Annotated in this window: 26 protein-coding genes and 1 tRNA gene; 15 read left to right on the top strand and 12 right to left on the bottom strand. The window is 69.7% G+C overall.

Annotated elements, in window-relative coordinates; all coding sequences use genetic code 11:
* The first annotated feature begins 160 nt into the window (after positions 1-160).
* Positions 161-526: an SCP2 sterol-binding domain-containing protein gene (locus tag ACFQUZ_RS22800; protein WP_377445694.1), complete on the top strand. Its 366-nt coding sequence runs from the start codon at positions 161-163 to the stop codon at positions 524-526.
* 3 nt (positions 527-529) lie between these two features.
* Positions 530-2,581, top strand: coding sequence for a glycogen debranching N-terminal domain-containing protein (locus tag ACFQUZ_RS22795; RefSeq protein ID WP_377445693.1), 2,052 nt, complete (start codon positions 530-532; stop codon positions 2,579-2,581).
* A 7-nt stretch (positions 2,582-2,588) separates the two neighbouring features.
* Here ACFQUZ_RS22795 and ACFQUZ_RS22790 read toward each other — a convergent pair whose 3' ends face one another.
* Positions 2,589-3,320, bottom strand: a complete 732-nt coding sequence (locus ACFQUZ_RS22790; RefSeq protein ID WP_377445692.1) for a M15 family metallopeptidase — start codon at positions 3,318-3,320, stop codon at positions 2,589-2,591.
* Between the two features lie 125 nt (positions 3,321-3,445).
* Between ACFQUZ_RS22790 and ACFQUZ_RS22785 the strand changes: the two genes are divergently transcribed.
* Both ACFQUZ_RS22785 and ACFQUZ_RS22780 read left to right on the top strand, forming a co-directional pair.
* The gene (locus ACFQUZ_RS22785) at positions 3,446-4,111 is read left to right on the top strand and encodes a TetR/AcrR family transcriptional regulator (protein ID WP_377445691.1); all 666 of its coding nucleotides are present in this window, start codon (positions 3,446-3,448) and stop codon (positions 4,109-4,111) included.
* Between the two features lie 46 nt (positions 4,112-4,157).
* Complete coding sequence (locus ACFQUZ_RS22780; protein ID WP_377445690.1) at positions 4,158-4,655, top strand: nitroreductase family deazaflavin-dependent oxidoreductase; 498 nt, start codon at positions 4,158-4,160, stop codon at positions 4,653-4,655.
* On the opposite strand, the gene ACFQUZ_RS22775 is transcribed toward ACFQUZ_RS22780, so the two are convergent.
* From ACFQUZ_RS22775 to ACFQUZ_RS22765, 3 genes are all read right to left on the bottom strand, one after another.
* Complete coding sequence (locus ACFQUZ_RS22775; protein WP_377445688.1) at positions 4,652-5,041, bottom strand: dihydrofolate reductase family protein; 390 nt, start codon at positions 5,039-5,041, stop codon at positions 4,652-4,654. The genes ACFQUZ_RS22780 and ACFQUZ_RS22775 overlap by 4 nt on opposite strands.
* Before the next feature lie 446 nt (positions 5,042-5,487).
* On the bottom strand, positions 5,488-5,862 hold the full coding sequence (locus ACFQUZ_RS22770) for a hypothetical protein (protein ID WP_377445687.1): 375 nt from the start codon (positions 5,860-5,862) through the stop codon (positions 5,488-5,490).
* A gap of 193 nt (positions 5,863-6,055) precedes the next feature.
* Complete coding sequence (locus tag ACFQUZ_RS22765; RefSeq protein WP_377445812.1) at positions 6,056-6,415, bottom strand: winged helix-turn-helix transcriptional regulator; 360 nt, start codon at positions 6,413-6,415, stop codon at positions 6,056-6,058.
* 66 nt (positions 6,416-6,481) lie between these two features.
* On the opposite strand from ACFQUZ_RS22765, the gene ACFQUZ_RS22760 reads away from it, so the two are divergent.
* The 8 genes from ACFQUZ_RS22760 (at position 6,482) to ACFQUZ_RS22725 (ending at position 11,975) form a co-directional block, all read left to right on the top strand.
* Positions 6,482-6,883, top strand: coding sequence for a YybH family protein (locus ACFQUZ_RS22760; protein WP_377445685.1), 402 nt, complete (start codon positions 6,482-6,484; stop codon positions 6,881-6,883).
* 13 nt (positions 6,884-6,896) lie between these two features.
* Positions 6,897-7,451 carry a GNAT family N-acetyltransferase gene (locus ACFQUZ_RS22755; protein WP_377445684.1) on the top strand — a complete coding sequence of 185 codons (555 nt, stop codon included), beginning with the start codon at positions 6,897-6,899 and terminating at the stop codon, positions 7,449-7,451.
* Positions 7,452-7,612: 161 nt separating this feature from the next.
* Positions 7,613-8,308: a GAP family protein gene (locus ACFQUZ_RS22750; protein WP_377445682.1), complete on the top strand. Its 696-nt coding sequence runs from the start codon at positions 7,613-7,615 to the stop codon at positions 8,306-8,308.
* A 150-nt stretch (positions 8,309-8,458) separates the two neighbouring features.
* Positions 8,459-8,908: an iron chaperone gene (locus ACFQUZ_RS22745; RefSeq protein WP_377445680.1), complete on the top strand. Its 450-nt coding sequence runs from the start codon at positions 8,459-8,461 to the stop codon at positions 8,906-8,908.
* 141 nt (positions 8,909-9,049) lie between these two features.
* Positions 9,050-9,229: a hypothetical protein gene (locus tag ACFQUZ_RS22740; protein WP_377445679.1), complete on the top strand. Its 180-nt coding sequence runs from the start codon at positions 9,050-9,052 to the stop codon at positions 9,227-9,229.
* Entirely contained in the window at positions 9,229-10,194 is a 966-nt protein-coding gene (locus ACFQUZ_RS22735; protein ID WP_377445678.1) for an N-acetylmuramoyl-L-alanine amidase, read from the top strand. The genes ACFQUZ_RS22740 and ACFQUZ_RS22735 overlap by 1 nt, the downstream gene beginning before the upstream one ends.
* Positions 10,195-10,287: 93 nt before the next feature.
* A complete protein-coding gene (locus ACFQUZ_RS22730) occupies positions 10,288-11,229 on the top strand; it encodes an ATP-binding cassette domain-containing protein (protein WP_377445677.1) in 942 nt (313 codons plus the stop codon).
* Positions 11,226-11,975, top strand: a complete 750-nt coding sequence (locus tag ACFQUZ_RS22725; protein WP_377445675.1) for an ABC transporter permease — start codon at positions 11,226-11,228, stop codon at positions 11,973-11,975. Before ACFQUZ_RS22730 ends, ACFQUZ_RS22725 begins: the two co-directional genes overlap by 4 nt.
* On the opposite strand, the gene ACFQUZ_RS22720 is transcribed toward ACFQUZ_RS22725, so the two are convergent.
* From ACFQUZ_RS22720 to ACFQUZ_RS22695, 6 genes are all read right to left on the bottom strand, one after another.
* Positions 11,959-15,093 carry a BTAD domain-containing putative transcriptional regulator gene (locus tag ACFQUZ_RS22720; RefSeq protein WP_377445673.1) on the bottom strand — a complete coding sequence of 1,045 codons (3,135 nt, stop codon included), beginning with the start codon at positions 15,091-15,093 and terminating at the stop codon, positions 11,959-11,961. The two genes, ACFQUZ_RS22725 and ACFQUZ_RS22720, sit on opposite strands and share 17 nt — an antisense overlap.
* A gap of 461 nt (positions 15,094-15,554) precedes the next feature.
* The gene (locus ACFQUZ_RS22715; protein WP_377445672.1) at positions 15,555-15,803 is read right to left on the bottom strand and encodes a type II toxin-antitoxin system RelE/ParE family toxin; all 249 of its coding nucleotides are present in this window, start codon (positions 15,801-15,803) and stop codon (positions 15,555-15,557) included.
* A complete protein-coding gene (locus tag ACFQUZ_RS22710; RefSeq protein ID WP_377445671.1) occupies positions 15,790-16,089 on the bottom strand; it encodes a type II toxin-antitoxin system Phd/YefM family antitoxin in 300 nt (99 codons plus the stop codon). The genes ACFQUZ_RS22715 and ACFQUZ_RS22710 overlap by 14 nt, the downstream gene beginning before the upstream one ends.
* A gap of 503 nt (positions 16,090-16,592) precedes the next feature.
* Positions 16,593-17,021 carry a hypothetical protein gene (locus ACFQUZ_RS22705; protein WP_377445670.1) on the bottom strand — a complete coding sequence of 143 codons (429 nt, stop codon included), beginning with the start codon at positions 17,019-17,021 and terminating at the stop codon, positions 16,593-16,595.
* 516 nt (positions 17,022-17,537) lie between these two features.
* On the bottom strand, positions 17,538-18,029 hold the full coding sequence (locus ACFQUZ_RS22700; RefSeq protein WP_377445669.1) for an N-acetyltransferase: 492 nt from the start codon (positions 18,027-18,029) through the stop codon (positions 17,538-17,540).
* A 26-nt stretch (positions 18,030-18,055) separates the two neighbouring features.
* Positions 18,056-18,343: a DUF1778 domain-containing protein gene (locus tag ACFQUZ_RS22695; protein ID WP_377445668.1), complete on the bottom strand. Its 288-nt coding sequence runs from the start codon at positions 18,341-18,343 to the stop codon at positions 18,056-18,058.
* 389 nt (positions 18,344-18,732) lie between these two features.
* On the opposite strand from ACFQUZ_RS22695, the gene ACFQUZ_RS22690 reads away from it, so the two are divergent.
* On the top strand, positions 18,733-19,095 hold the full coding sequence (locus ACFQUZ_RS22690) for a type II toxin-antitoxin system RelE/ParE family toxin (RefSeq protein WP_377445667.1): 363 nt from the start codon (positions 18,733-18,735) through the stop codon (positions 19,093-19,095).
* The gene (locus ACFQUZ_RS22685; protein WP_377445665.1) at positions 19,092-19,409 is read left to right on the top strand and encodes a helix-turn-helix domain-containing protein; all 318 of its coding nucleotides are present in this window, start codon (positions 19,092-19,094) and stop codon (positions 19,407-19,409) included. Before ACFQUZ_RS22690 ends, ACFQUZ_RS22685 begins: the two co-directional genes overlap by 4 nt.
* Before the next feature lie 42 nt (positions 19,410-19,451).
* Here ACFQUZ_RS22685 and ACFQUZ_RS22680 read toward each other — a convergent pair whose 3' ends face one another.
* Together ACFQUZ_RS22680 and ACFQUZ_RS22675 are read right to left on the bottom strand one after the other, a co-directional pair.
* A complete protein-coding gene (locus ACFQUZ_RS22680) occupies positions 19,452-20,285 on the bottom strand; it encodes a hypothetical protein (protein WP_377445663.1) in 834 nt (277 codons plus the stop codon).
* A 298-nt stretch (positions 20,286-20,583) separates the two neighbouring features.
* A tRNA-Lys gene (locus ACFQUZ_RS22675) sits at positions 20,584-20,656 on the bottom strand.
* A gap of 218 nt (positions 20,657-20,874) precedes the next feature.
* Between ACFQUZ_RS22675 and ACFQUZ_RS22670 the strand changes: the two genes are divergently transcribed.
* The gene (locus tag ACFQUZ_RS22670; protein WP_377445662.1) at positions 20,875-23,574 is read left to right on the top strand and encodes a glycoside hydrolase family 28 protein; all 2,700 of its coding nucleotides are present in this window, start codon (positions 20,875-20,877) and stop codon (positions 23,572-23,574) included.
* Positions 23,575-23,741: the final 167 nt, after the last annotated feature.

The following is a 23,741-nucleotide window of genomic DNA, read 5'->3' as shown; positions in this document are numbered from 1 at the left end:
AACCGGCCCGCACCGGCGCCCAGCTGTTCCACCGCATCCGCCCGCTGGTCTCATCCGGTCCGGGTGATGGCGGACCACCCGCCGGGCGGCGACGCTGTGCGGGCGGTGACGCCGGACCCTGACCACAGCCTGCCGGCGGCACGAAGGACAAGGGGGGCGGATGACCGACACGATCGGAGACTTCTTCGCCGACCTCGAACGGCACGGTCGCGACCTGATTCCCGACAAGTACAGCGGGACGGTGCGGTTCGACCTCTCCAGCAACCACATCGCCGAGCACTGGGTCCTGGTCATCGAGGAGGGCAGCGTGTCAGTGGTACGGGAGGACTGGGACGCGGACTGTGTGATCCGGACCCGCAGGGACGTGTTCACCCGGATTCTCGCCGGCGAGCAGGGCGTCTATCCGGCCTTCTTCCGCAACCTGGTGAGCGTGGAGGGTGACCTCGCGCTGCTCACCGCCGTACGGGAACTGTTGCCGCTCTCGACCCACTCCGCTCCCGCCGCCTCCCGCGACCGGGAGGTGTGAGCGATGGACCCGAACACCGTCAACCTTATCGACGGCAACCTGTGGGTGTTGAGCGACCGGACCGGCGACATCCGGGCGGCCGAGAACAGCTCAATGGGCATGTACTCCTTCGACATGCGGCACCTGAGCCAGTGGGAGCTGACCCTCAACGGGGAACGGCTGCATCCGCTCTCGGTGGACGACCTGAGTCACTTCGAGGCCCGGTTCTTCCTGGTCCCCGGCGCCGCCACGCACTATGTGGACGCCGCGGTGTCGGTGATCCGGCACCGTTGGGTGGGGGCGAGCTTCGATGAGGAGTTGGCGGTGCTCAACCACGCCAACGAGCCGGCGAGCTTCCGGATCCGGATCGACATGTCGAGTGACTTCGCCGACACGGTGTGGTTGCGACTCGGCGAGCATGGGCCGCGCGTCGGCCACACCTACGCCGCCGTCCAGGACGGTCACCTGCGGCTCACCTACGAGCGGGAGACGTTCGTCCGGGAAACCATCGTGTCGTCGAGCGAGCCGGCGACCGTGGACGAGCGGGGCATGACCTTCGACGTCACCGTGCCACCGCACAGCGGCTGGCGGACCGGGCTGCACGTCGAGGCGGTGTTGCGGGGCGCCCGGGGCCGGGATGTGCGCGCCAGTCTCGCCGCCCACAAGGGCCGCGAACGCGTCCAGATCCGCCAGGAACTCGACGACTGGATCGACGAGGGTCCGCGGCTCAACTCCGACTCGTCCTCGCTGCGCGACACGTACCGGCAGAGCATGATCGACCTGTGCACGCTGCGGTACAGCCCGCTCTCGTCACCACTGCGGCTCCCGATGGCCGGCATGCCGTGGTACATGACGCTCTTCGGTCGGGACGCGCTGTTCACCTGCCTCCAGACCGTTCCGCTGCTGCCGTCGCTGAGCCAGGCCACTCTGGTGTCGCTCGCCACGGCACACGGCACGGTCCGCAACGACTTTCGCGGCGAGGAGCCTGGCAAGGTCATCTACGAGATCCGGTACGGCGAGAGCGGGGCGTTCGAGGAGGTTCCGAACGGCTTCTTCTTCGGCGCGGCCGACACGACGCCGCTGTTCGTGGTGTTGCTCGACGAGTACGAACGGTGGTCCGGCGACGACGACCTCGTCCGCAAGCTGGAGCACGAGACCCGCTCGGCGCTGGCCTGGATCGACCGGTACGCCGACCTGACGGGTCGGGGTTACCTGGCGTTCGATCGTCGGGACGAGCGAACCGGCGTGGTCAACCAGTGCTGGAAAACGTCTCGGGACAGCATTTCCTGGCGCGACGGCCGACTCCCCGGCTATCCGTTGGCCACCTGCGAGTTGCAGGGTTACGCGTACGAGGCGAAGCTGCGCGGCGCGCGGCTGGCCCGTCAGTTCTGGGGTGACCCGGCGTACGCGGACAGGCTGGAGCGGGAGGCCGCCGAGCTGAAGGAGCGGTTCAACCGGGACTTCTGGATCGCCGACCGCGGTTACTACGCGGTGGCCCTGGCTCCCGACGGAACACCCGTGGACGCGCTCACGTCAAACATCGGTCACCTGCTGTGGAACCGGATCGCCGACGAGGACAAGGCGGAGCGGGTCGCCGAACACCTGCTGAGCGATCGGCTCTTCTCGGGCTGGGGGGTGCGGACGTTGGCCACCGACAGCCGCCGCTACAACCCGGTGGGCATGCACACCGGCAGCATCTGGCCGTTCGACAACGCGATCGCGGCCTGCGGGCTGCGCCGGTACGGGATGATGGAACCGGCCGCCCGGATTTCCGGGGGAATCATCGAGGCGGCCGACTACTTCAAGGGTCGGCTGCCGGCGGCCTTCGCCGGGTACGACCGTGCGGTGACCCGGTATCCGGTGACCCGCCCCGGGGTGGCCGCGCCGCGGGGTATGTCGGCGGCGGCACCGCTGATGCTGATCCAGGTCATGCTCGGGATGGAGGTGGTGGAGGGCCACCTGTCGGTGGAGCCGTCGGTCCCGGAGTCCATGGGTTGCATCGAGTTGCTGGGCATTCCCGGTCGGTGGGGTCGGCTGGACGCCTTCGCCCGCGGCCGGCTCCCGGTGCCCGCCTGAGGAGCTGTCACTTCTCCGGCAGCGCGGAGCGGGCCACCGGGAAATCGAAGTAGGTCGCCGGGAACGGCTCGTCGGCCAGCCGGTAGTGCCACCACTCCCGGTCGTAGTTCACGAAACCGACGCTTGTCAGGTAGCGCCGCAGCAGCAGCCGATTGGTCAGCGCCGGAGCGCTCACCCCGGCGGCGGTGGTGTGCGACAACGGATCGAATCGGTCGAACGGGGTGCCCATGTCGACCGGACCGGCACCATCGTCCAGGGTGATGTCCACCGTACTGCCCCGACTGTGCGCGCTCGGTGCGCCGAGATATCCCTCGTCGAACAGCGCCGCCTTGTCCACCCGCGGGTAGTAGGCCGGCTTGGTCCGCTGGTCGGTGAGGTCACGGCCCCAGGCCACGAAGTCGTCCACGGCTCGTCGCGGGCGGTAGCAGTCGTACACCCGGAGGCCTCGGCCGTCCGCGCGGGCGAGCGACCGCGCGCGGCGCAGGGCGTCGGCTGCCGGGCGGGTGAGCAGGCACAGCGGCTCGCGGTAACCGGCGATCGGCCGGCCGACGAAGTTGTCCGCGCCGTGGTAACGGATCTCCTGCCGGATCGTCGGATCCACCTCGTCGAGGGCGACGAATCCGGCGGGGGCGCGCGGCTCCGGGCTCGCCGACGGACCCGGCGGCGGCCGGGACGGCCCGCCGCAGCCGGCGACCGCGGTGAGGGCCAGCACCGCGGCGGCCATCCGGAGGCGCGTCACGCCGGCCGTCTACCCCCTGCGGTACGCCGCACGCATGACAGTCGCACTTGTGTGGGCAGGGCGGTCACGTCGCGCCAGTGAAATTAATGTGGACCAGGCGGTCCACACGGACGTATGGTTGTCGAATGACACCGCGTACCGCCGCAGAAATGGCTCCGCAGCGGCGTCGCCAGCTCATTGAAACGGCGGCTCGGGAGTTCGCCAATGCCGGCTACGAACAGGCATCGCTCAATCGGATCATCCGCGTCTGCTCGATGAGCAAGAGTTCGTTCTACTACTACGTGTCGGCCAAACAGGAACTGTTCGACCTCGTCGTCGAGGAGTTGGCCGCCGCGTTGGCACGGGACCTGGATCCCCCCGCGCCGGCCGAGTTCGCCAGCGGCGACTTCTGGGCCCGGGTCGGCGATGTGCTGGACCGGCTCGCCGAGATCGCCGGGCGGGATCCGGCCGCCCTGCTGCTCGGTCGCATGTTCCACCTACCGGGAGCGCCAACCGGTGCGGACAGCGCGTTGGGCCGGGCCTGGGGGGCGGTCCAGGGGTGGCTGGACCAGACGCTCGCCGTGGGACGCTCGGTCGGAGCGGTACGCGACGACCTGCCTGCGTCGTTGCAGGGTCGGGCCACAATGGCGCTGCTCCGCACGTTCGACGAATGGAGCCTCGCACACCTGGCCGAACTGTCCCCGGTCGACGCGCTGCGCCTTGGCCGGGCGCAACTCGACGGCCTCCGCCGGTTCCTCGCACCCGACCGGGAGTCGCCGGGTGTCGGGAACCTCACCGGCAGGCACCGATGACCAGCGCGCCACGACGTTCCCCGCCGCACCCACCCGGGAGGTCCACATGAGAACTGTACGACCGGCCGCACCGCCGGCAGGTATGCGCCGCCTGCTGTTCCGGTTGCCCGTGTACGTCTACCGGGTCGGCCTCGGCGCGGTCCTCGGTCGGCGCTTCCTCTACCTGGTGCACACGGGTCGGGTCTCCGGCCGCCGGCGCGACGTCGTCATCGAGACGGTCGGCCGGGAGGGCGGTCGGTACCAGGTCTGTTCGGGCTTCGGTACCAGCGCCCAGTGGTACCGCAACATCCGCCACAATCCCGACGTGGCCATCCAGGTCGGCCGGCACCGCGCCCGAGCGACCGCGGTCCTCCTGGACACCGCACGGGGTGCCGATCTGATGGCCCGGTACGCGAGCCGGCACCCGACGCTGGCCCGACGACTCTGCACCGTGATGGGCTTCGAGGTGGACGGCAGTGAGGCGGATTTCCGGGAGGTCGGTCGCCGGGTGCCGTTCGTGGAGTTCGTGCCCCAGCCTCGTGAACACCGGATCGACAACCGCTAGGAAGCATCCCTTACTCGCAGGGAGGCGAACGTCGGCTTTGCCGCGCGGCGATAGGTGGCGGCGATGACACCGCTTCCGGTCACCGCTGTGTCGGCCAGCGTCAAGCCCAGCGGGCAGCCGCTGCCGGGGAAGAGTCGCCGGCCCGCGCCCACCACCACCGGATAGATCCACAGCCGGTACTCGTCGATCAGTTCGTGTTCCAGCAGCGACCGGGCCAGGGCGCCGCTGCCGTGGATCTGCACCTCGCCACCGGGTTGCTCCTTGATCTCGGCGACCCGTTTCGCGATGTCGTCGGCGCCGTCGATGACGATCGTGTTGCTCCACTGCGGATCCCGCAGGGTGCGGGAGACCACGTACTTGGGCCCCTGGTTGAGCCGGCTGGCCACCGGGTCGTCCGGGTGCTATCAGCCCGATCGCGACCGGCAACGACGCGGTACGCCGGGGCGCCGCCGCCGCCGAGTAGAGCGCCACCCAGATCGGGACGGCCGGTGCGCCACCCGGGTAGTTCCGCACGTGGTAGAGGATCCACAGGCCGGCGACCACGGCGAGAACCGCGGCCGGCCAGCGACGCCGGACCAGCAGCGGGACGCTCATCGCCAGCCCGGTGGCATACCCGGCGAGGTCGGGTGGTCGCTCCTCGGGTTCACCGGCACCGGCCCGGATCCGGTAGGCGGTCGCGGCGCCGGCGAGCACCACGATCGCCAGGTCGACAGCCCACTCCGGCGGCGCGGCGCCGAGTCGAGGCAACGCCATCCTCACCGGCTCACGGTATCGAGCCGGTGGGCCGGTCACGTACCACCAACGCGGTAGCCGCACGCCGACGCCGGGCGGGTCAGCCGCTGCGCCGGGGACGGGCCGCCGCCACCCGCCGGACCACCCAGCAGACCGTCTCGGCGACCACCCCGACCACCGAGACGAGTTGGAACACCGCGAGTGCCCGCCCGAGGCCGTCCTGCCACACCGTCTCGGCCAGCGGTTCCCGCGCGAGGATCGCCTGCCGCAGCAGGATCACCACGACCCAGCAGCCGAGTGCCGGCACTGTCGCGATCAGTGGCGGACGGACCAGGACGTGCCAGAGATGCCGGCCGCTGGCCTCGCGTACCGCAAGTACCACGCCGCCGACCAGGAAGAACACGAACATCGTCATGTTGATGGCGCTGGCTCCGGCGATGCCGTGCAGGGGCTGACCGGCGTACGCCAGAAGCATCGCGCCCAGGGTGAGCGTTGCGGCCACGGTGGACGACCGCCAGGGCCACCGGCGGACGATCCGGCGAGGTTGCGGACCCGTACGTCTGGAGGGTTCTTGAACGACGTGTGCCATGAACATGACGCTAGGTAGCGGTGCGGTGTGCGGCTTCCGCCTGTCGACGCGCGCCGCCACGGCGTACGCGGTATTCCCCCTACCGCGGCGGCCGTTCCCCGTCGGCGGCGCGCAGCAGCGCGTCCCCGGTCCGGTACAGCTCGACGAGCAGCGGCCGGAGCTGCCGCCCAGCCGGGGTGAGCCGGTAGCGGGTCCGGGCCGGGAAGCCGCGCTGCCGCTGCCGGTCGACAAGTGCGCGCCGGCACAGGTCGTCCAGCCGGTCGGTAAGCACCTTCGCGCTCAGGGCGGGCAGCGCCGCCCGGAGGTCACCGAACGATCGGGAGCCGTGCATCAGTTCGCGGAGCACAAGCGTTGTCCAGCGGCCGGACACCGCCGCGAGCGCCACCTCGACCGGGCAACCCGGCTCCGGTCGTCGTGTCGCGCCGCGCCGATCCGGCACCAGGTCCCCCGCCCAGACGTCGGTTTCCGTTTGGTGACCCACGGCGGGTCCGGCTTGGCTGAGCACATGACGTTCGACGTTCACCCGGACAGTGTCCCGCTCACCGACGACCCCGCCCAACATCCCTTCGTCTTCGCCCGTGCCTTCAACACCGGCGACGCCCGCCTGGTCGACCGGGTCTACGAGCCCGCCGGGGTCTTCGTGGCCGAGCCGGGCCGACCGGTCGCCGACGCGGCCGCCCGGATGGCCGCCAACCAGCAGTTCCTCGACCAGGGCATGCCGATCGAGGTACGTCCACGGCATGTCTACGTGGCCGGTGACATCGCGCTGCTCATCGTCGACTACACGATCGGGCCGGATCCGACGGGCGGCCGGACGCCGATCACCGGCACCGCCACCGACGTGACCCGGCGCGGGCCGGACGGCCGCTGGCGGTACGTCATCGACAATCCGTTCGGGACGGCGTGAGAAGATCATCGCCATGAGCCCGGTCCTGTCGACGGCGCGGCTGTCCCTGCGCCGGCCGGTGCCGGCCGATATCGGTGCCATCCTCGCCATCCATCGGGACCCGGTCGCCTGCGCGCACAATCCAGGGGACATGCTGGCCACTCGTGCCGAGGCCGAGGAGCGCTACCACCGCTGGGACGAGCACTGGCGGCGGCACGGGTTCGGGTACTGGACGGTCCGGTTCCACGCCGACGAGGACGGCGGCGCCCTGGGCTTCTGCGGCATCAAGCTGATGCGACTCGCGGACCGGGAGGTGCTGAATCTGTTCTACCGGCTCGATCCGGTGGCGTGGGGAGACGGCGTTGCCACCGAGGCCGCCACCTCGGTGGTCTCCTGGGCGCTGACGAACCGGCCGGCGTATCCGGTGATCGCGCGGGTCCGGCCGGACAATGTCGCCTCCGCCCGGGTCGCCGCGCGGGCCGGCCTGCGCCGCGCCGTCCACCTCGACACCATGGGCGAGGACGGCCTGGACTGGATCTTCGAAACACGGTGGTGTGCCGGGCCGAATGAGCGGCGGCACGACCGCTGACGCGGGTCGACAAGTCATAGCGAGCCGGGTTGTGGTGGCCCCAGCTACCACACCCCGGCACGCTTGCCCGGCAGGAGGCGGTGGGTCCGTCGAAGGATGGATCCGGATCCGGTACCCGGTGCGGACGCGATCGGGGGTCGTCCGACCGGAGACTTGGTGACATGAGTGTGGTGCTGCTGCTCTCCCTCGCCGGCCTCGCCCTGGTGGACAGCACCAGCATCGGGACGCTGTTCATCCCGATCTGGTTGCTGCTCAGCCCGGGCCGGGTACGGGTGGGACGGATCCTCAGCTACCTGGGGACGATCTCCGTCTTCTACTACGGCCTGGGTCTGCTCCTCACGTTCGGCGGCACCTGGCTCGTCGATTCGCTCGGTGGCGCGCTCGACCGCCGTCCGGTGCTCTACGCCCAGCTCGCCGTTGGAGTCGGCCTTCTCCTGTTGAGCTTCCGATTCGACGGTAAGCGGGGCGCCGGGTCGTTCCGGCGCTGGCGGGATCGGGCCACCGGTGGTTCGTCGTCGACCGGCTGGTTGATGGGTCTTGCGCTGCTGGCCGCCCTGGCCGAGGTGGCGACGATGCTGCCGTACCTGGGGGCGGTGGGCATGCTCAGCGCCTCCGACGTTGGTGGCTGGGCCAAGGTGGCGCTGCTCGCCGGCTACTGCGTCGTGATGGTGGTGCCGGCCCTGGTGCTGCTGGCCGCGCGGACCATCCGGCCGTCCCTGGTCGAACCGCTGCTGCACCGGCTGGACAGGTGGATCGCCGAGAAGGCGGGCAGCGCCACCGGCTGGATCCTCGGCATCGCCGGGTTCCTGGTGGCCCGGGACGCCGCTGCCCGGCTGTGGTTCCCGGACTGGCTGTGACGGCGCGGGCGGTCTGCGGGCATCCGGCCAGGAGGTTCGTCGCCCCGGGCACCTGGTCAGGAATCGAGAAGTCACCGGCGTGCCGACGGGCCTAGCCTTTTCCCAGTTGGTCGGCATCACGGGATGCCTCGGCCAGGAGAGGAGTCCGACATGCCCGCGAAGAACGCCACCGCCACGTCCGACGGCTTCAGCGCCGAGGAGCGTGCCGCGATGAAGGAGCGCGCCGCCGAGCTACGCGCCGAGGGTAAGAAGGGCGCCAAGAAGGCCGACGGGCTGCAGGCCGTCCTCGACCGGATCGCGGAGATGGCGCCGGACGACCGGGTGCTCGCCGAGCGGGTGCACGTGGCGGTGACCACCACCGCCCCGGAGCTGTCGCCGAAGACCTGGTACGGGATGCCGGCGTACGCGAACGCGGAGGGCAAGATCGTCGTCTTCTTCCAGGACGCGGGCAAGTTTAACTACCGGTACTCGACCCTGGGTTTCCAGGAGGCGGCCAACCTCGACGACGGGGACATGTGGCCGGCGTCGTACGCGCTCCAGAAGTGGAGCCCCGCCGTGGAGAAGAAGGTCGTCGAGCTGGTGAAGGCAGCGGTTTCCTGAGCGGGCGCGGACCGCGAGTGGTCGTCTTTGCAAGAAACCTTCGTCGAACGGTATTCGCACGTAGACTATCGACATCGATGAGGATGAGCGGGTAGCGTCACGGCAACTGATCGGCCCCCGCAGTTGTCCTTGGAGGACGCCATGGCCCCTGCCCGTTCCGTCCGGCTGCGCCGGCGAGGCCTACTCGGCCTACCGGCCCTGGCGGCCGCCGCGATCACCATCGCCGCCCGGCCGGCACCCGCCGCCGCCGCGCCCGCGCCTGTCGCCGAACCCGCCGCGTCAGCCCCCGAGTGCCTCGCCGACCTGCTGCGGGAGTCCTGATGGCCACCATTCCATGGCTGCTGGACGTGCTGCGCGGTGCCGGCGTCGAGACCGTTGTCCACGGGGACTGGCTCAACCGCATGCGACCCGGAAGTTTCAACCCGATCGGCGTGCTGTGGCACCACACCGCCGCCACCTCCAGTGCCAGCAACCCGCACCCGGCGCTCAACATCTGCATCAACGGCCGGTCCGACCTGCCCGGCCCGTTGTGCCAGGCGCTTGTCGACTACCACGGCGTCTTCCACGTCATCTCCGCCGGCCGGTGCAACCACGCCGGGACCGCCCGGGCCAGCGGACCGATCCCCGCCGGCGACGGAAACACCATGCTGATCGGCTGGGAGATCGACTACAACGGCGTCAGCCAGGAGATGACGGCGGCGCAGTACGACGCCTCGGTCGCCGCCACCGCGGCCGTGCTCACCCGGCTCGGCAAGGACTCCAGCTACGCCCGAGGCCACCGGGAAACCAGCACGACCGGCAAGATCGATCCGTCGTTCATCGACCTCAACGTGATGCGTTCCGACGTCGCGGCCGCCATGGGCGGCGGCGGTACGACCTGGAGCGCCATCGTCGACAACAGCACCGCCGGGCGGTTCACCGCCAGCACCGCGTGGGCCAGTTCGTCGTACTCCGGGCAGCGGTACGGCGCCGACTACCGCTACGCGAACCCGACCGCCGCCAGCGACGCGGCCTGGTACAAGTTCGACGTCCCGGCGACCGACACCTACCGGGTCGACGCCTGGTGGCCGGCGAACACCGGCTACAACGCCACCACCCCGTACATCGTCGCGACGTCGACCGGCAACCAGACCGTGTACGCCGACCAGCGGACCAACGGCGGGCAGTGGCGCACCCTCGGCACCTTCACCCTCCCGGCCGGTGACGCCAACCGGGTCGCCGTGAGCCGGTGGAGCGGATCCACCGGATACGTGATCGCCGACGCCGTCCGGCTGACCCGGCTCTGATTCCGCGTCGACCATCTCGTGCGGTGCGCATGGCGGTGGCCGTGTCAGTGACGTGTCAGACGGGTGACAGGTCACCCCTCGACAGTTGGTCGCATGACAACCTCAGCGATCGCGGTCTCCGGACTGCGTAAGGCGTACCGGGACAAGGTCGTGCTCGACGGCGTCGACCTCGAAGTCCCCGAGGGCACGGTCTTCGCCCTGCTCGGTCCCAACGGAGCGGGCAAGACGACCACGGTGAACATCCTGACCACGCTGGTGCGGGCGGACGCCGGTACGGTACGCGTCGCCGGACATGACATCGCGACGCAGGCCAGGGCGGTGCGTGCCGCGATCGGCGTCACCGGCCAGTTCGCGGCGGTGGACGAGTTGCTCACCGGCCGGGAGAACCTGCAACTGATGGTGGACCTGAGTCGGCTGCCCGGCAGGGACGGCAAGCGGGTCGTCGCGGATCTGCTGGAGCGCTTCGACCTGGCGACGGCGGCGGACAAGCCGGCATCGACCTATTCCGGGGGGATGCGCCGCAAGCTCGACCTGGCCATGACGCTCGTCGGAGACCCACGCGTCATCTTCCTCGACGAGCCGACGACCGGCCTGGACCCCCGCAGCCGCCGCACCATGTGGTCGACCATCCGTGAGCTGGTCGCCGACGGGGTGACCATCTTCCTCACCACCCAGTATCTCGAGGAAGCCGATCGCCTCGCCAACCGCGTCGCGGTGCTCGACCAGGGCCGCCTGGTCGCCGAGGGCACCCCCGACGAGCTCAAGCGGCAGATCCCCGGCACCCACGTCCGGCTCCGCTTCGCCACCGTCGCCGAACTCGACGCGGCGGCACGCGTCCTGGACGGCGCCACCCGCGACGACGAGGCACTGGCCCTGCGGGTTTCCGGTGACGGCGGAACGACATCGCTGCGGACCCTGCTGGACCGGCTCGACGAATACTCCATCAGTGCCGAGGAGTGCTCCGTACAGACCCCCGACCTCGACGACGTCTTCCTGGCCCTGACGGGTCGCACCCCGGAGGTGACCGCCCGATGAGCGTCAAGTCCCACTCGCTTGTGATGTTGCGCCGCAACGTCACGCACCTCACCCGCAACCCCACCTCGGTGTTCAACGCGATCCTGATGCCGATCATCATCATGCTGATGTTCGTCTACATGTTCGGAGACGCCTTCGACGTCGGGGTCGACTACATCGACTACGCGACTCCCGGGCTGATCCTGCTGGCCGTCTGCTACGGGCTGGGCGGCATCGCGACGGCGGTGAACTCCGACATGACCAAGGGCATCATCAACCGGTTCAAGGTCATGCACGTCTCCCGAGCCGCGATCCTGGGCGGTCACGTCATCGCGGCCGTGCTGACCAACCTGATCGCCATCGCCGCCCTGGTCGGGGTGGCCTTCCTGCTCGGGTTCGACCCTGCGGCGAGCCTGCTCGACTGGTTCGGCGTCGCCGGCATGGTCGTGCTGCTCGGCTTCGCCGCCAGCTGGTTCACCGTCGCCCTCGGCCTCGCCGCCAAGTCCCCCGAGACGGCGGGCCTGGCCGCCGTACCACTTGTCATGCTGCCATTCTTCAGCAGCGCGATCGTCCCGGCGGAGAAGATGGGACCGGGTCTGCGGCAGTTCGCCGAATACCAGCCCTTCACCCCGATCATCGAGACCATCCGGGGGCTGCTCAACGGGGCGCCGGACACCGGGGACGCGGTCATCGCCGTCGCCTGGTGCGTGGGCATCGCCCTCGTCGGATTCCTGTGGGCGAGGTTCACCTTCACCCGGCGAGCGTGACCTCGGCGAGCTGCCGCCAGCTCGTCTCCGTCCCCGCCCGAGCCGCCTCGACGAACCCCGTGTCGCCGAGGCGGCTCCGCGCCGTCCGCTCGATCCGGGCCACGTCCGGGTGCGAGCGGTCGGCGAGCCCGCGTACGGCGTCGCCGGCCGCCAGCAACCGCGCGGCCTGCGCGGGCTGGTCGCGGCGCAGCGCCAGGTCGGCGATACCGACGAGGGCCTGCGCGAGCATCGTCGCGTGTCCCGCCTCGACGGCCGCTCGGAAGGCCGCGGTGCGGTACTCCCGGGCCCGGTCCAGATCCACGGTCAGGTAGCCGAGCAGGTCGTCAGTCAGCGCTCGGAGCTTGTCCGCCCGGTCACCCATCACCGTCCTCGCCACGTCGATCTGCCGGTACGCCTCCTCGACGTCGCCGCGCAACCGGGCCAGCTCCGCCCTGGACAGGGCCAGCTCCGCCAGCGCCTCCGGCCAGGTGACCCGGGCCGCGTACCGTTCCGCCTCGGCGCCCGCGGTCCTGCTGGCGTCCTCGTCGCCGAGCAGCCAATACAGCTGGGCTTGCCGCGCCCGCATCCTGATGACGTCCTCAACGGCACCGACCTCGGTGACCACCGCCACCGCCTGTTCGTAGTACGCGCAGGCGCCGGCGAGGTCACCCCGGGTGGCGACGCGCTCCGCCAACTCGGTAAGGGCGAACGAGACGCCGAACCGTTCGCCGAGTGCCCGGAACTCGGTGAGCGCCAGCGCGAGATGCTCGTCCGCGTCCCGCCCGGGATGGCCGAGCAGGATCCGGGACTTGCCGAGGTGCAGCCGGGCGAGGGCGCGTACCCAGGGGTCCTCGTTGTCCAGCAGCGACTCCCACGCGGGCAGGAACGCGTCCGGTGCCTCCAGCATGCGTTGCAGCGGAACGACCAGGGCCAGCACCGGGTTCCCGGACCCACTGCGCCGAGCGAACCGGTACGCCTTGTGGATCCACTCCGCGACCTGGGTCTCGTCGGTGGCCCGCCCGGCGCTGGCGAACGTCACGGCGAGCGCGTACACGACGGCCCGGGTCTCGTCGTCCACCTCGCCCGGAAGGGCGGCGGCCGCGCTGATCAGCTCCATGCCCTCGGCCCGGTACCCGCTGAGCCACCAGTACCAGCCGCTGCCCGCCGCGAGCCGCATCGCCGCCTGCGTCTCGCCTGCCGTCAGCGCACCACGCATCGCGGCGCCGATGTTGTCGTGCTCGGTGTCGAGGATCGCGAGCCAGGTCAACTGGTCGGCGCGGCGAAGGTGCCGGTCCGCGGTCTCGGCGAGTTCGGTGAAGTACGCCAGATGCGCGTGGCGCGCCAGGTCGGCTTCCCCCGCCTCCGTCAGCCGGTGCGCGGCGTACTCCTTGATCGTGCCGAGCATCCGGTACCGCAACTCGCTGTCCGCCTCGGTGACCAGCAGCGACTTCTCGGTCAGCGCGGTCAACAGTTCGAGCACCAGTTCGGGTTCCACCGTGTCGCTGGCGCAGACCCGCTCGGCCGCCTCCAGGCTGGCCCCACCGGAGAACACCGACAGCCGGCGCAGGACCACCCGTTCGGCCTCGGTGAGCAGCTCCCAGCTCCAGTCCACCACCGCGCGCAACGTCCGGTGCCGGGGCAACGCGGTCCGGCTGCCGCCGGTCAGCAACCGGAAGCGGTCGTCGAGCCGGTGCGCGAGCTGGTCTATCGACATGGTGCGCAACCGGGCCGCCGCCAGCTCGATCGCCAGCGGCATCCCGTCCAGCGCGCGGCAGATCCGCGCCACCGTCGCCAGGGTGCGGGCGTCGCACACCAGATCGTTGCGTACCGCGCTCGCCCGGTCCAGCAGCAGCCGCACGGCCGGTGCGGATTCGGTCTCGACGGGGCCCGCGTCCTCGGCCGGCAGGCCCAAGGGGACGACGGGCCACAGCGCCTCGCCCGTGATGCCGAGCGGTTCCCTGCTGGTGGCCAGGATCCGCAGCCGTCGGCACTCCCCCAGCATGAGATGGGCGAGCGCGGCCGCCGCATCGATGACGTGCTCACAGTTGTCCAGGATCAGCAGCATCTCCCGCTCGCCGATCGCGGCGATCAGCCGATCCCTCGGTTCGAGGGGTGACGACTCACCCAGCAGGGCGTCACGAAGGCCGAGCGCCGCCAGCGTCGGCTGCGCCACATCGCCGTCGGCGCCGATCGCCGCGAGTTCCACCAACCACACCCCGCCGGACAGGTTGCCGAGCATCGTCCGCCCGATCTCCGCGGCCAGCCGCGTCTTGCCCGACCCGCCCGGCCCGATCAGGGTGGTGAGGCGATGCTCGGCGACGAGCCCGGTGACCGTGGCCACGTCGGCGTCCTTGCCGATGTAGCTGGTCAGCTCGGCTCGCAAGTTCGTCTCGCGGGTCTCCTCCCGCCGCGCCGACCCACCCCGCAGCAACGCGACGTGCAGCGCCGACAGCTCCGGTGACGGGTCGACGCCCAGCGCGTCGACCAGGGCCTCCCTCGTCCGCTCGTACAGCAGCAGCGCCTCGGTGACCCGACCGGCAGCCGCGAGCGCCCGCATCTGCGTGGCGACCAAGCTCTCCCGCAGCGGGTGCGCGGCCACCAGATCGGTCAGCTCCGGGACCAGTTCCGCCCCGTGGCCGAGTTTGATCTCAGCGTCGAACCGATCCTCCACGGCCGTCAGGCGCAGCCTCTCCAACCGGGTGACCGCCGCGTCGAACGCCGCGCTGTCGGTCAGACCGACGTCCTGCATGGCAGCGCCGCGCCACAGACCCAGCGCCTCCCGGAGCCGGCGAAGCCGTTGCTGACCCTCGTCGGCGCGCGCCCGGCCGACGAGGCGCTCGAAACGCACCGCGTCGACGGCGTCCGGTTCCACCCGCAGCCGGTAGCCGTCCGTGTGCCCCTCGACCAAACCCTCCGGTAGCGTCTTGCGCAACCGGGACACGAGGCGGTGCAGGGCGTTCGTCGCGTCGGCGGGCGGTTGCTCGCCCCAGATCCAGTCGACGAGCGTCGCCTTCGGGACCACGCGACCCGGATCGAGCGCCAGGGCGACCAACAGCCCGCGCAGCCGCGCGCCCGGCACGTTCGCGGGAGAGCCGTCGTCCGTACGCACCTCGAACGGCCCGAGCATCCCGATCTGCACCCGACAGATCTTGCCACGAAGGAAGCGGGTTCCCCGGGCGTTGCGGGTCCGCAGGAGCGGGTATCGGAGCCTCTGGGGTGGCGGCCGTCACGGGCAGCCAGCACCCACTCGCCCGCCTCCTCGGCCTCGTCGACGAGAGCGGAACGGATCTTGCGGGCGGCGGCGACGGTCTGCGGGCGCCCGATAAGCGTCGGCGCTATCTGTCGACCCCGGAGTCGACCACCCAGGATTGCGCACGTTGGCGACCTTCGACACACAATGCGATGACGGCACTACTTGCTGCGGCGGGGACTGGCCCCAAAAGCAGCTACCGGTCAACGCACGGGATGAGTGTGTTCGGTGTGGTGGCGTGCCGTCGAGGATCGCGCAACCCGCCTCGGAGGGACCGCCGGTCGGCGACTCGGCCGGTCCTCGACCTCGATCCCATTGCGGCCGGACAAGGCCGCCGCGACCTGGACGGCTTAGGAGTAGACGTCCTTGCGATGCCCGACGGCGTGGATGGTCAACTCGTCGCCGTCGAGGCGGTAGAGGACCCGGTAGTCACCGACGCGCAAACGACGACCGGATCCGTCGCGCATCTCGGTCGAGCTCTGTGGTTCGGGGTCGGAGACCAGGCCGAGGATCGCGCTCAGGACGGTCAGGAAGACGTTGCGGGGCTGCTTGTGCAGCCAGGCCAGCACGTCACGGTCTGGACCTTCACGCCGCCGCACCGCCGGCCCGGTCGGCCAGCAGCGCCTCCACCTCACGAGGATCGACCCCGAGCGACTCCAGCGCCGCCGAAAGCGGCACGAACTCCCCCTCGGCACGGGAACGGGCGATCACCGCAGCGTCCCGGCGGTCCCGGAACGCCTCGATCTCCTCCCACTCGTCGATGCCGACAAGCACGGCCACCGGCCGCTCGTACTTCGTGATGGTGACCGGCTCCCCGGTGCGCTCGACCCCGTCCAGCACCCGACCCGCGCCATCGCGGAACTCCCGCAGCGTAATCCTCGTCATGCACCGAACTGTCCCATGCGGTACCGTGCCGCCCGGGGAGCAACGTTGCAGCTCCGAGACCGACCAAGCGACCAGGCCGCCGGCGGAGCCACTGGGCTAAGAGTTGCTTTACCTAATCAAGAGCGCGGCTACGCCGGACGCACGCGCTACAGCCATCCCGGCCCGCGCGCACGCGCCCACGCAACAGACCGCCCGAACCCGGCAGTCGTCGGCCGAGGGCGTCACGACGAGCACGACCATCGGGACCACCAGGCCGTGACGATCGCATCGCAGGTCAAGCACCGCGACGGTTCCGGCGATCGACGCCACGACGCTACGCGCCGCACCACCGGACGACTTACCGCGCCGTCCGAACCGGACAGTATGCATCCATCAACTTCCTTACGTGCTGCTCAATGATCGACAGCAACGCTGACAGCAACCGAGCCGGACAGCCACGACCACCAACGCACGACGGAGTGGCACCACTACGAATAGTAGCGATGCCACTCCAGTCAAGTTCGTTAGTTGCCGTCCTTTATTGGCGGCATCTCGCCGCGGTCTGTTAGCCGACGAATTGCCTTCTCTGACACCTGGTCCCACGGATATTTTGCGAGTCGCCGCAATGCCGAGCTTGGCGCATTCGGATGGCCCGCAACCAGGGACGCAACGCTGTCATGAGTGTCGTTCGATAGGAGTTCCAGAATGCCACTCGGGCAAGATCTCCTGCTTGCAACTCGGTGACGTACGCGCCACTCCGGATCAACCGCAAGAATCCGCAATACCTCTTCAGGCACAGTGCGGTTATGGGCGACCCAGAACCGCATTTCAGGGTGATCATCCACCAGGGCTTTCCAGACCTGCGGCAACGCGTCTTCCCAGGTCGAGCGCCTTCTCTCGTCCGGGTCGTCGCTCTCGACGAGGCGGATGAACTCCGCAACCGTCTCGATCATCAGCAGAAGCTCCCCGGCGTTACATTGACAGACTTAAGGTTCTTGAATGGGCCCTTCAAGCCCGTGCCACCCTTGTGCTTCCCTTCGATGTAGGTGCCGTTCTTATCCGCGTCTGCATACCATTTCCAAGCCCGTCTTGGTCTCAGTAAAGATCTTCCACTGCGCTTCACCCTTAGCGCCGTGGCCAGCAATATCTCGACTCCACCAATACACGTTACCCAAGCGGTCCGGTGGCATCTGGTAATAAGTCGCGCCGAACGGTCCGCCGCGCATCACCTTGGTGGCAGCACTTGGCGTCCACCCGCCGTTGTCATTGTGGACGAGTACCGGGGTGTTGCCGGTAAGCACATAGTACGTGTGACATATTTACGGCCGACACGGAGAGTGACCTATTTGGGCAGGGCTCTCACCTGGTCTTTCGACGATGGGCCGGATAGCGCATCGGGCTGTCGGGCGGTGTTGACGGCAACCGTACGGCAACGCGCACAGACCACCACGCCCCAAACCGCACGTGGGCTACCCGGCGAGAGCCCGTCGGAGGTCCTTCATCAACAGCAGCAGATGCATCGGGTCCGTGGGGCTCGGCTCGAACTTGGCCAGCCGTAGGTAGAAGTCCTTGGCGGTGTCAGTTTCGCAGTGGATGAGCACCGCCCGGACACCGATGACCTCGGCGGCGGCGGCAATCCGCCGCAGCGCGTCGACCACCAGGGCACGTCCGAGGCCAGCGCCTTGGGCGGTCCGGTCGACGCCGAGGCGGGTCAGGATCACCACGGGCTGGTGGTAGCGGCCGGCACCCTGCCGCAGCCGCGGAGAGGCGTCAGCCGGGGCGACGCTGCCAGCCGCGAGGGCGTAGTAGCCGATCACGCGGCGATCCGGGTGATCGGCGTCGCCGACGACGTACACCCGCGACAGGCCGGCCCGGTGTGCCTGCAGGGCGTGCTCGGCCAGCCAGACGGACTGGGCCGGCGAGCCGCAGTCGAAGCCGCCCACCACATGCGCAGCCGACAACGGCTCGACCGGAGAGAAACGCGAACTCACCGCTGTGCCTCGCCCATGTCGTCGAGGACCGTCGGTGTGCTCAGCAGTTCCCGCAAACCGGCGAGGTCCTGGGCCGGGCGCCCCAGCGCCTCATCGAACACCCGCCACGCGTCCTCGTCCAGCAGGAACGCCCGCCGATCAGCCAGCACATCAGCAGCCGCGTCGGTAGCCGCCTTCAACACGAACGTCGACACACTCGCACCAGCGGCCTGACTGGCCGCCTCCAGCAACGCCTTCTGCTCGGCATCCACCCGCAGGTGCAGCCGCTCCGCCTTCGCATTCATTACCCGAGTGTACGCACAACGTACGCCAGCTCGAAGGGTCGGAACCTAGACTGGTCCAGATTTGCTCTACATAATCAAGAAGGCGGCCCGGCGCAAGGCCGGGCCGCCTTCACGCGCTATCCGCCTACGGCCACTCGCGCACGCCCGCAAACGCCAAGCATCGCCGCTGATCGATGCGCTGCTTGCCGTGACGGCAACCCAAGCCGCCACCGACCTTTCTGCTCGGGCAGAACCTGATCGTTTCCACGCTCTTCGATGTTGACGGCGACGCTGACGGCAACCTGGGAAGACAACATCCCCAAGGTGTCGACAGGGTCGTCAACCTCCGACCTGCGGCATCCGCCTTCGCTGCCAGGCCGCCCGAGTTTACCGTCCGCTATACTCGACGGGTGCGCGGCGATGAGTGGGAGGTCTACCTCGTCAACGAGGTACGTGATTGGCTCGACAGCCTCGACTCGACCACCCATGCCCGCGTCGTGCAAGCCATCGACACCCTCGCCGAAACTGGGCGCGGGCTTGGCCGGCCACTGGTCGACACGATCCATGGCTCGACCATCGCCAACCTCAAGGAGTTGCGCCCCGGCACCGTGCGGATCCTGTTCGTCTTCGACCCGTGGCGCTCCAGCATCCTGCTGGTCGCCGGCGACAAGGCCGGACGGTGGAACGACTGGTACCGCGAAGCCATCCCCCTGGCAGAGCAACGCTACGAGACCTACCTGAAGGAACGCGCTGAGGAGGAGGGCCAGCCATGAGCAGCTACGTGCGTTGGAAGGACATCCGCGCCGCGCAGGTCGAGCGTGCCGGTGGCGAACAGGCCGTCGAAGCGGGCAAGCAGGAACTGCTCGCCAGCGTGGTCGGACACCGCCTCGCCGAGGTACGCCGCGCCCGCGGGCTGACCCAACAGCAGGTCGCCGACCGCATGGGCGTCACCAAGGGCCGCGTATCTCAGATCGAACAGGGCAAGATCTCCGGGCAGGACGTGCTCGCCCGATACGCCGCCGCCCTCGGCGGGCGCCTGCACCAAGCGATCTACTTCGACGACGGCGACATCGCCGCCATCGCGTAGACCCACCGCCACTCCAAGATCCTCGACCAAGATCCGACTGGCTCAAACCACGTCCGCGGCATGGACCGGCTCCCCCGTTATCGGAGACACCCGGGCATCCCACATCCGGGCATCCGACACCACCGTCGAGGATTGCCCGCTACCCGCGACACCGGCGGCCCGCGACCGCTCGTCCGCCGTCACCGCCGCCGGAGCCCCCGATCCGACCCGCCACGGCATCGAGATCGTGGACAGGCCCGCCGCGGCCTGCGGGTTCTTCGCCACCAGAAAGTATTGGTAGCCGGTTCGGCCCACCTCGACAACCAGGTCGACGCCCGGCTTCACCTCCGGGTACGTCGCCGTCGACCCGCTCAGCGTCGGCTCCGGCAACGCTCCTCGCCACCCGAGCGCGGACTGCTCGTCGCCGAACCCGAGCGTCACCAAGGAGTCCGGCTCCGCCGGGCGAGCACCGGACAGCCGCACACCACGCGCGTGGACTCGCGGCTCCACGCTTCCGTCGGACTTGCGCTCCAGCGTCAGGTCCACATCCGCCCATTCACCGGACGACGCCCGCGCCCGCTCCGGAGACGACGTCATCTCCGCCTTCAACGTGCCGTCCGGTTGCGCCCACGTCCGCGAGGACTCGGTGGTCAACCCGGTCACCAGGACCGGCCGACGCTTCCGGTACGCCAACGCCATCGCCGACGCCTGATCCGCCGCCTCCAACGGTTGCGCGACAGCGGCCGGCACCGCTGGTGCCGCCCCAGCCTCCTCCACCGACGCCACGCCGATCGACACACCGAGGACAGCAACCAGCCCGATCACGGCGAGCCGCCGGTAACCCTCGTGTCGGCCGACATCCAGGCACGACTCACCCACCGCGACCCCCATGATCACCCGCAGACAATGCCCGAGACTCTATTGATCGATATCCCACGCTGTAAATGGGCGATCACAAGTTGTGATCGCAACAGTGATACATCGCCTTAATTCGGACACCAACATCACTCCAAGTAGCGAGAATTATTCGCGCAGTTCGGGCCGATGAACTCTCCGCTTGCGCGGTCCCCAACTGCGGCACCGTCGACGGTTGCGAAAGCATTCCTGTGGCTCTGCCGGATGAGCAGCCCGGTCGCCTGGGACGAGTGACCGCTGTTCGGTACATCCGCCATCGCACATATTGACTGCTCAACGGTGGGCCGCCGGGGACTCGAACCCCGAACCCTAGGATTAAAAGTCCTCTGCTCTGCCGGTTGAGCTAGCGGCCCGTTGATCCCTAAGGCTACCGGAGCCCCTGGCGACCGAGCGCGCGGCTTTCCCCTCAGCCCGCACCTACGCAGGGTGGTGGACTGCCGCCCTGAGCGGATGTCCCGTTGCCTCCGGTGACCTTCAGCGCGTGCCACAACCGAAGGTTCTGTTCTGTAGCCTTTCGTCGCTACCGCATGACATCGGACATGCGCCGCTTCGGCAGAGGAGAACAGACCGCATGCGACCTCGCCAGCCCAATGCCTCGGGACCGCTGCGTGCCGTCATGGCCATGGTCGCTGTGCTGACGATCGGAGGGCTGGCCGGCAACCCCGCCAGGGCGGCAGGTGAGACAAGCGGGGTGGCGCCCCTCGCCGTGCCGCCGGGCGCCTCCGGGACGTCCACCGCCCGCGCGGCGGACCCTGGGGTGGACGCCGGGGCGAGCGATCATTTCAACGGCACCGGGATCGGCGCCGTGCCCCCCGGTTGGGGCACGAATACCTCGGGCGGCACCGTCGGCGTCGCGGGCGTGCCCGACAGCGTCGACCGCAGCCTGCGGATGGCCAAGTCCGGCAGCACGGGCAGCGCGCTGGCCGAGCGGCGCCTGGCAACGCCGCTCGCCGGGACGGTGCACGCTGAGGCCCGGGTTCGGGTAAGCGCCACGACCGGGTGGTTCAACGCGCTGTACGTGGCCGGCTCGGACGGAACGCCGGCGGCGAGCGTCGCGATTCAGAACGGCCGGTTCATGGACGCGGGGACGGGCCAACTCGCGGGCACGGCGGCGGCCAATCGCTGGTACGCCCTGCGCGCCGTGCTACGGACCGATTCGCGCCGATTCGACCTCTACGTCGACGGCCAGCGCCTCTTCACCAACCTGCCGTTCCGCCAGGCGTCGACCGATGTCGGCCGGCTCACCTTCGGCATCGGCCCCGGCGGCACCGGCACCCTGCACGTCGACACGGTGAGCCTGCGCCGGACTCCCGATCCGACCGTGGCCTACCAGGTGCTCGACACCTTCGACGAGTCCCCGACGGGCTCGGCGCCCGCCGGATACACGCTGACCACCACCGGCGGCACCGCCGCGGTCAGCGCTGTGCCCAGCGCGCAGGACCAGAGCCTGCGACTGTCCAAGGGCACGCCCGCGGGCGAGGCGGGCGCGGTGCGGACCTTCCCGACCCAGACCGGCACGGTGATCGTCCAGGCGACCCTGCGGACCGAGGAGACCAGCGGTGTCAAGGCCGCCCTGTATGTGCAGAGCAGCAACGGCAGGAACGCTGCCTCGATCCAGTTCAGCAACCGCGTCCTCCAGCATGTGACCGGCTCCGGCGCCCACGTCCTCGTCCCGGACGTGCGCCCGAGCGAGTGGTACACGATCCGGCTGGTCATCGACCTGCCGGCGCAGCGCTTCGCCGCCTTCGTCGACGGCAGGCGGTACCCGCCGGTGACCACCACGGCAGCGCCGGCCTGGCTGCCGTTACGCGACAGCGGCCTGACCGACATCAGCCGGCTCCGGCTCTACGTCGGAGCCGACCAGGTCGGGACCCTGCACGCCGACAAGCTCATGGTCTACCGCAATCCGGTCGCCGCACCCGTCGGCCCGGTCGTTGACGTCCGCGCCCACGGCGCCACCGGCAACGGCAGCACCGATGACACCGCTGCCGTCCAGGCCGCCATCCAGGCCGTGCCGACCGGCGGCACCGTGCTCCTGCGCGGTGGCGTGTTCAAGACGGGCATGATCCGGCTTAAGTCGGACATGACGCTGTGGGTGGCGCCAGACGCGATGCTGCTCGGAACCCAGGACACCACCGCCTATCCGGCCCTTGGGGTGCCAGGGCCCGACCGGCCCCCGTTCAACGGCGGCATCGTCGCCAGAGCGCTGGTCTACGCCCACCGCGCCGACCGCATCGTGATCGAGGGCGGTGGAGTGATCAACGGCAACGGGCACAACCCGCCGTGGATGCCCAGCGACGGCGTCTCCCCGCATGAGAGCACCCGGCCCGTCGGGATGTGGCTCGCCAGGGGCAGCGACGTGACGATCCGCAACGTCCACGTCACCGACGCCGCCATGGGCGCGATCGTGCCGAACGAGATCGACGGGCTGGTCATCGCCGACGTCGACATCGACAGCAACATCGAGGCCGAACGCGACGGCATCGACGTCACCGACAGCGATAATGTGCTGATCGAGCGGGTCAACGCTTTCACCGACGACGACGCCATCTGCTTCAAGAGCCACCGCACCGCCAACGACCCGGCCTCGCCGAGCCTGGGCGTGCATGGCGCGGTGGTGCGGCTGTCCACGGTGGGCGGATCCACCCGGGCCAATGGCGTCAAGTTCGGCACCGCCAGCCACGGCGCCTTCCACGACATCGTGGTCGAGGACGTCCTGGTCAAGCGCACAAAGAACGCGGGCATCGTGATCACCGCCGTTGACGGCGCGACAGTCAGCAACCTCAGCTTCCGGCGGATCACCATTGACCAGACGAAGCGCGCCTTCTTCGTCGTCCTCGGCCGCCGCGTCTGGGTCGATCCTGAGGGTGTCCCTCATCCCAGCCCCGATCCCAGGTGGGTCAGCGGCCTGCGTTTCGAGGACATCACCGCCACCCGCGTCAGCCACGAGCTGCCCTCCAATCACCTTGGCAACGGCTCAGCCATGTCCGGTACGCGCGAGGCCACCGGTGTCACCTACAAGCTGTATGACCTCCTGTTCAGTAACGTGCGGATCTCCCTGGCCAACGGCGGCACCGCCCAGCCGACCGAGCCACGCGAGTACGCCGGCGAGTACCCGGAGAGCACCTACTGGACCACCCTCGCCCCGTACGGGTTCTTCTACCGGCACGTCGACGGGCTTACTGTGCGCGGGTCATCGGCGACCGTGCCCGATCCGCGGGGCCGGCCGATGACCAGCACCAGCGACGTGGTCAACGGCAGCATCAACTGACCCGCGGTGACGGCCGGCCGCGAGCGCCCGGTCGGCGAGGAAGGGCCCCGCTCCCAGGCGTTGCAGCAACGCCTGAGCGACCTCCGCGTGGGACTCCCGTCGTCCCCGCATCCGCGGGGCAACCGGGCAGCCGTTTGCGAGGTCTGCCCGACGTGCCGCCGGAGCGG

This window comes from Plantactinospora sp. GCM10030261, from assembly GCF_042666615.1.
Classification (GTDB): Bacteria; Actinomycetota; Actinomycetes; order Mycobacteriales; family Micromonosporaceae; genus KBS50.
This window is presented reverse-complemented; position numbering and strand designations above follow the sequence as displayed.

Excerpts from the sequence above, each read along its gene's own strand:
- ACFQUZ_RS22800 (WP_377445694.1), top strand. The coding sequence starts at position 161 with ATGACCGACACGATCGGAGACTTCTTCGCCGACCTCGAACGGCACGGT.
- ACFQUZ_RS22795 (WP_377445693.1), top strand. The coding sequence starts at position 530 with ATGGACCCGAACACCGTCAACCTTATCGACGGCAACCTGTGGGTGTTG.
- ACFQUZ_RS22785 (WP_377445691.1), top strand. The coding sequence starts at position 3,446 with ATGACACCGCGTACCGCCGCAGAAATGGCTCCGCAGCGGCGTCGCCAG.
- ACFQUZ_RS22780 (WP_377445690.1), top strand. The coding sequence starts at position 4,158 with ATGAGAACTGTACGACCGGCCGCACCGCCGGCAGGTATGCGCCGCCTG.
- ACFQUZ_RS22770 (WP_377445687.1), bottom strand. The coding sequence starts at position 5,862 with ATGCTTCTGGCGTACGCCGGTCAGCCCCTGCACGGCATCGCCGGAGCC.
- ACFQUZ_RS22760 (WP_377445685.1), top strand. The coding sequence starts at position 6,482 with ATGACGTTCGACGTTCACCCGGACAGTGTCCCGCTCACCGACGACCCC.
- ACFQUZ_RS22755 (WP_377445684.1), top strand. The coding sequence starts at position 6,897 with ATGAGCCCGGTCCTGTCGACGGCGCGGCTGTCCCTGCGCCGGCCGGTG.
- ACFQUZ_RS22750 (WP_377445682.1), top strand. The coding sequence starts at position 7,613 with ATGAGTGTGGTGCTGCTGCTCTCCCTCGCCGGCCTCGCCCTGGTGGAC.
- ACFQUZ_RS22745 (WP_377445680.1), top strand. The coding sequence starts at position 8,459 with ATGCCCGCGAAGAACGCCACCGCCACGTCCGACGGCTTCAGCGCCGAG.
- ACFQUZ_RS22740 (WP_377445679.1), top strand. The coding sequence starts at position 9,050 with ATGGCCCCTGCCCGTTCCGTCCGGCTGCGCCGGCGAGGCCTACTCGGC.
- ACFQUZ_RS22735 (WP_377445678.1), top strand. The coding sequence starts at position 9,229 with ATGGCCACCATTCCATGGCTGCTGGACGTGCTGCGCGGTGCCGGCGTC.
- ACFQUZ_RS22730 (WP_377445677.1), top strand. The coding sequence starts at position 10,288 with ATGACAACCTCAGCGATCGCGGTCTCCGGACTGCGTAAGGCGTACCGG.
- ACFQUZ_RS22725 (WP_377445675.1), top strand. The coding sequence starts at position 11,226 with ATGAGCGTCAAGTCCCACTCGCTTGTGATGTTGCGCCGCAACGTCACG.
- ACFQUZ_RS22710 (WP_377445671.1), bottom strand. The coding sequence starts at position 16,089 with ATGACGAGGATTACGCTGCGGGAGTTCCGCGATGGCGCGGGTCGGGTG.
- ACFQUZ_RS22705 (WP_377445670.1), bottom strand. The coding sequence starts at position 17,021 with ATGATCGAGACGGTTGCGGAGTTCATCCGCCTCGTCGAGAGCGACGAC.
- ACFQUZ_RS22695 (WP_377445668.1), bottom strand. The coding sequence starts at position 18,343 with ATGAATGCGAAGGCGGAGCGGCTGCACCTGCGGGTGGATGCCGAGCAG.
- ACFQUZ_RS22685 (WP_377445665.1), top strand. The coding sequence starts at position 19,092 with ATGAGCAGCTACGTGCGTTGGAAGGACATCCGCGCCGCGCAGGTCGAG.
- ACFQUZ_RS22670 (WP_377445662.1), top strand. The coding sequence starts at position 20,875 with ATGCGACCTCGCCAGCCCAATGCCTCGGGACCGCTGCGTGCCGTCATG.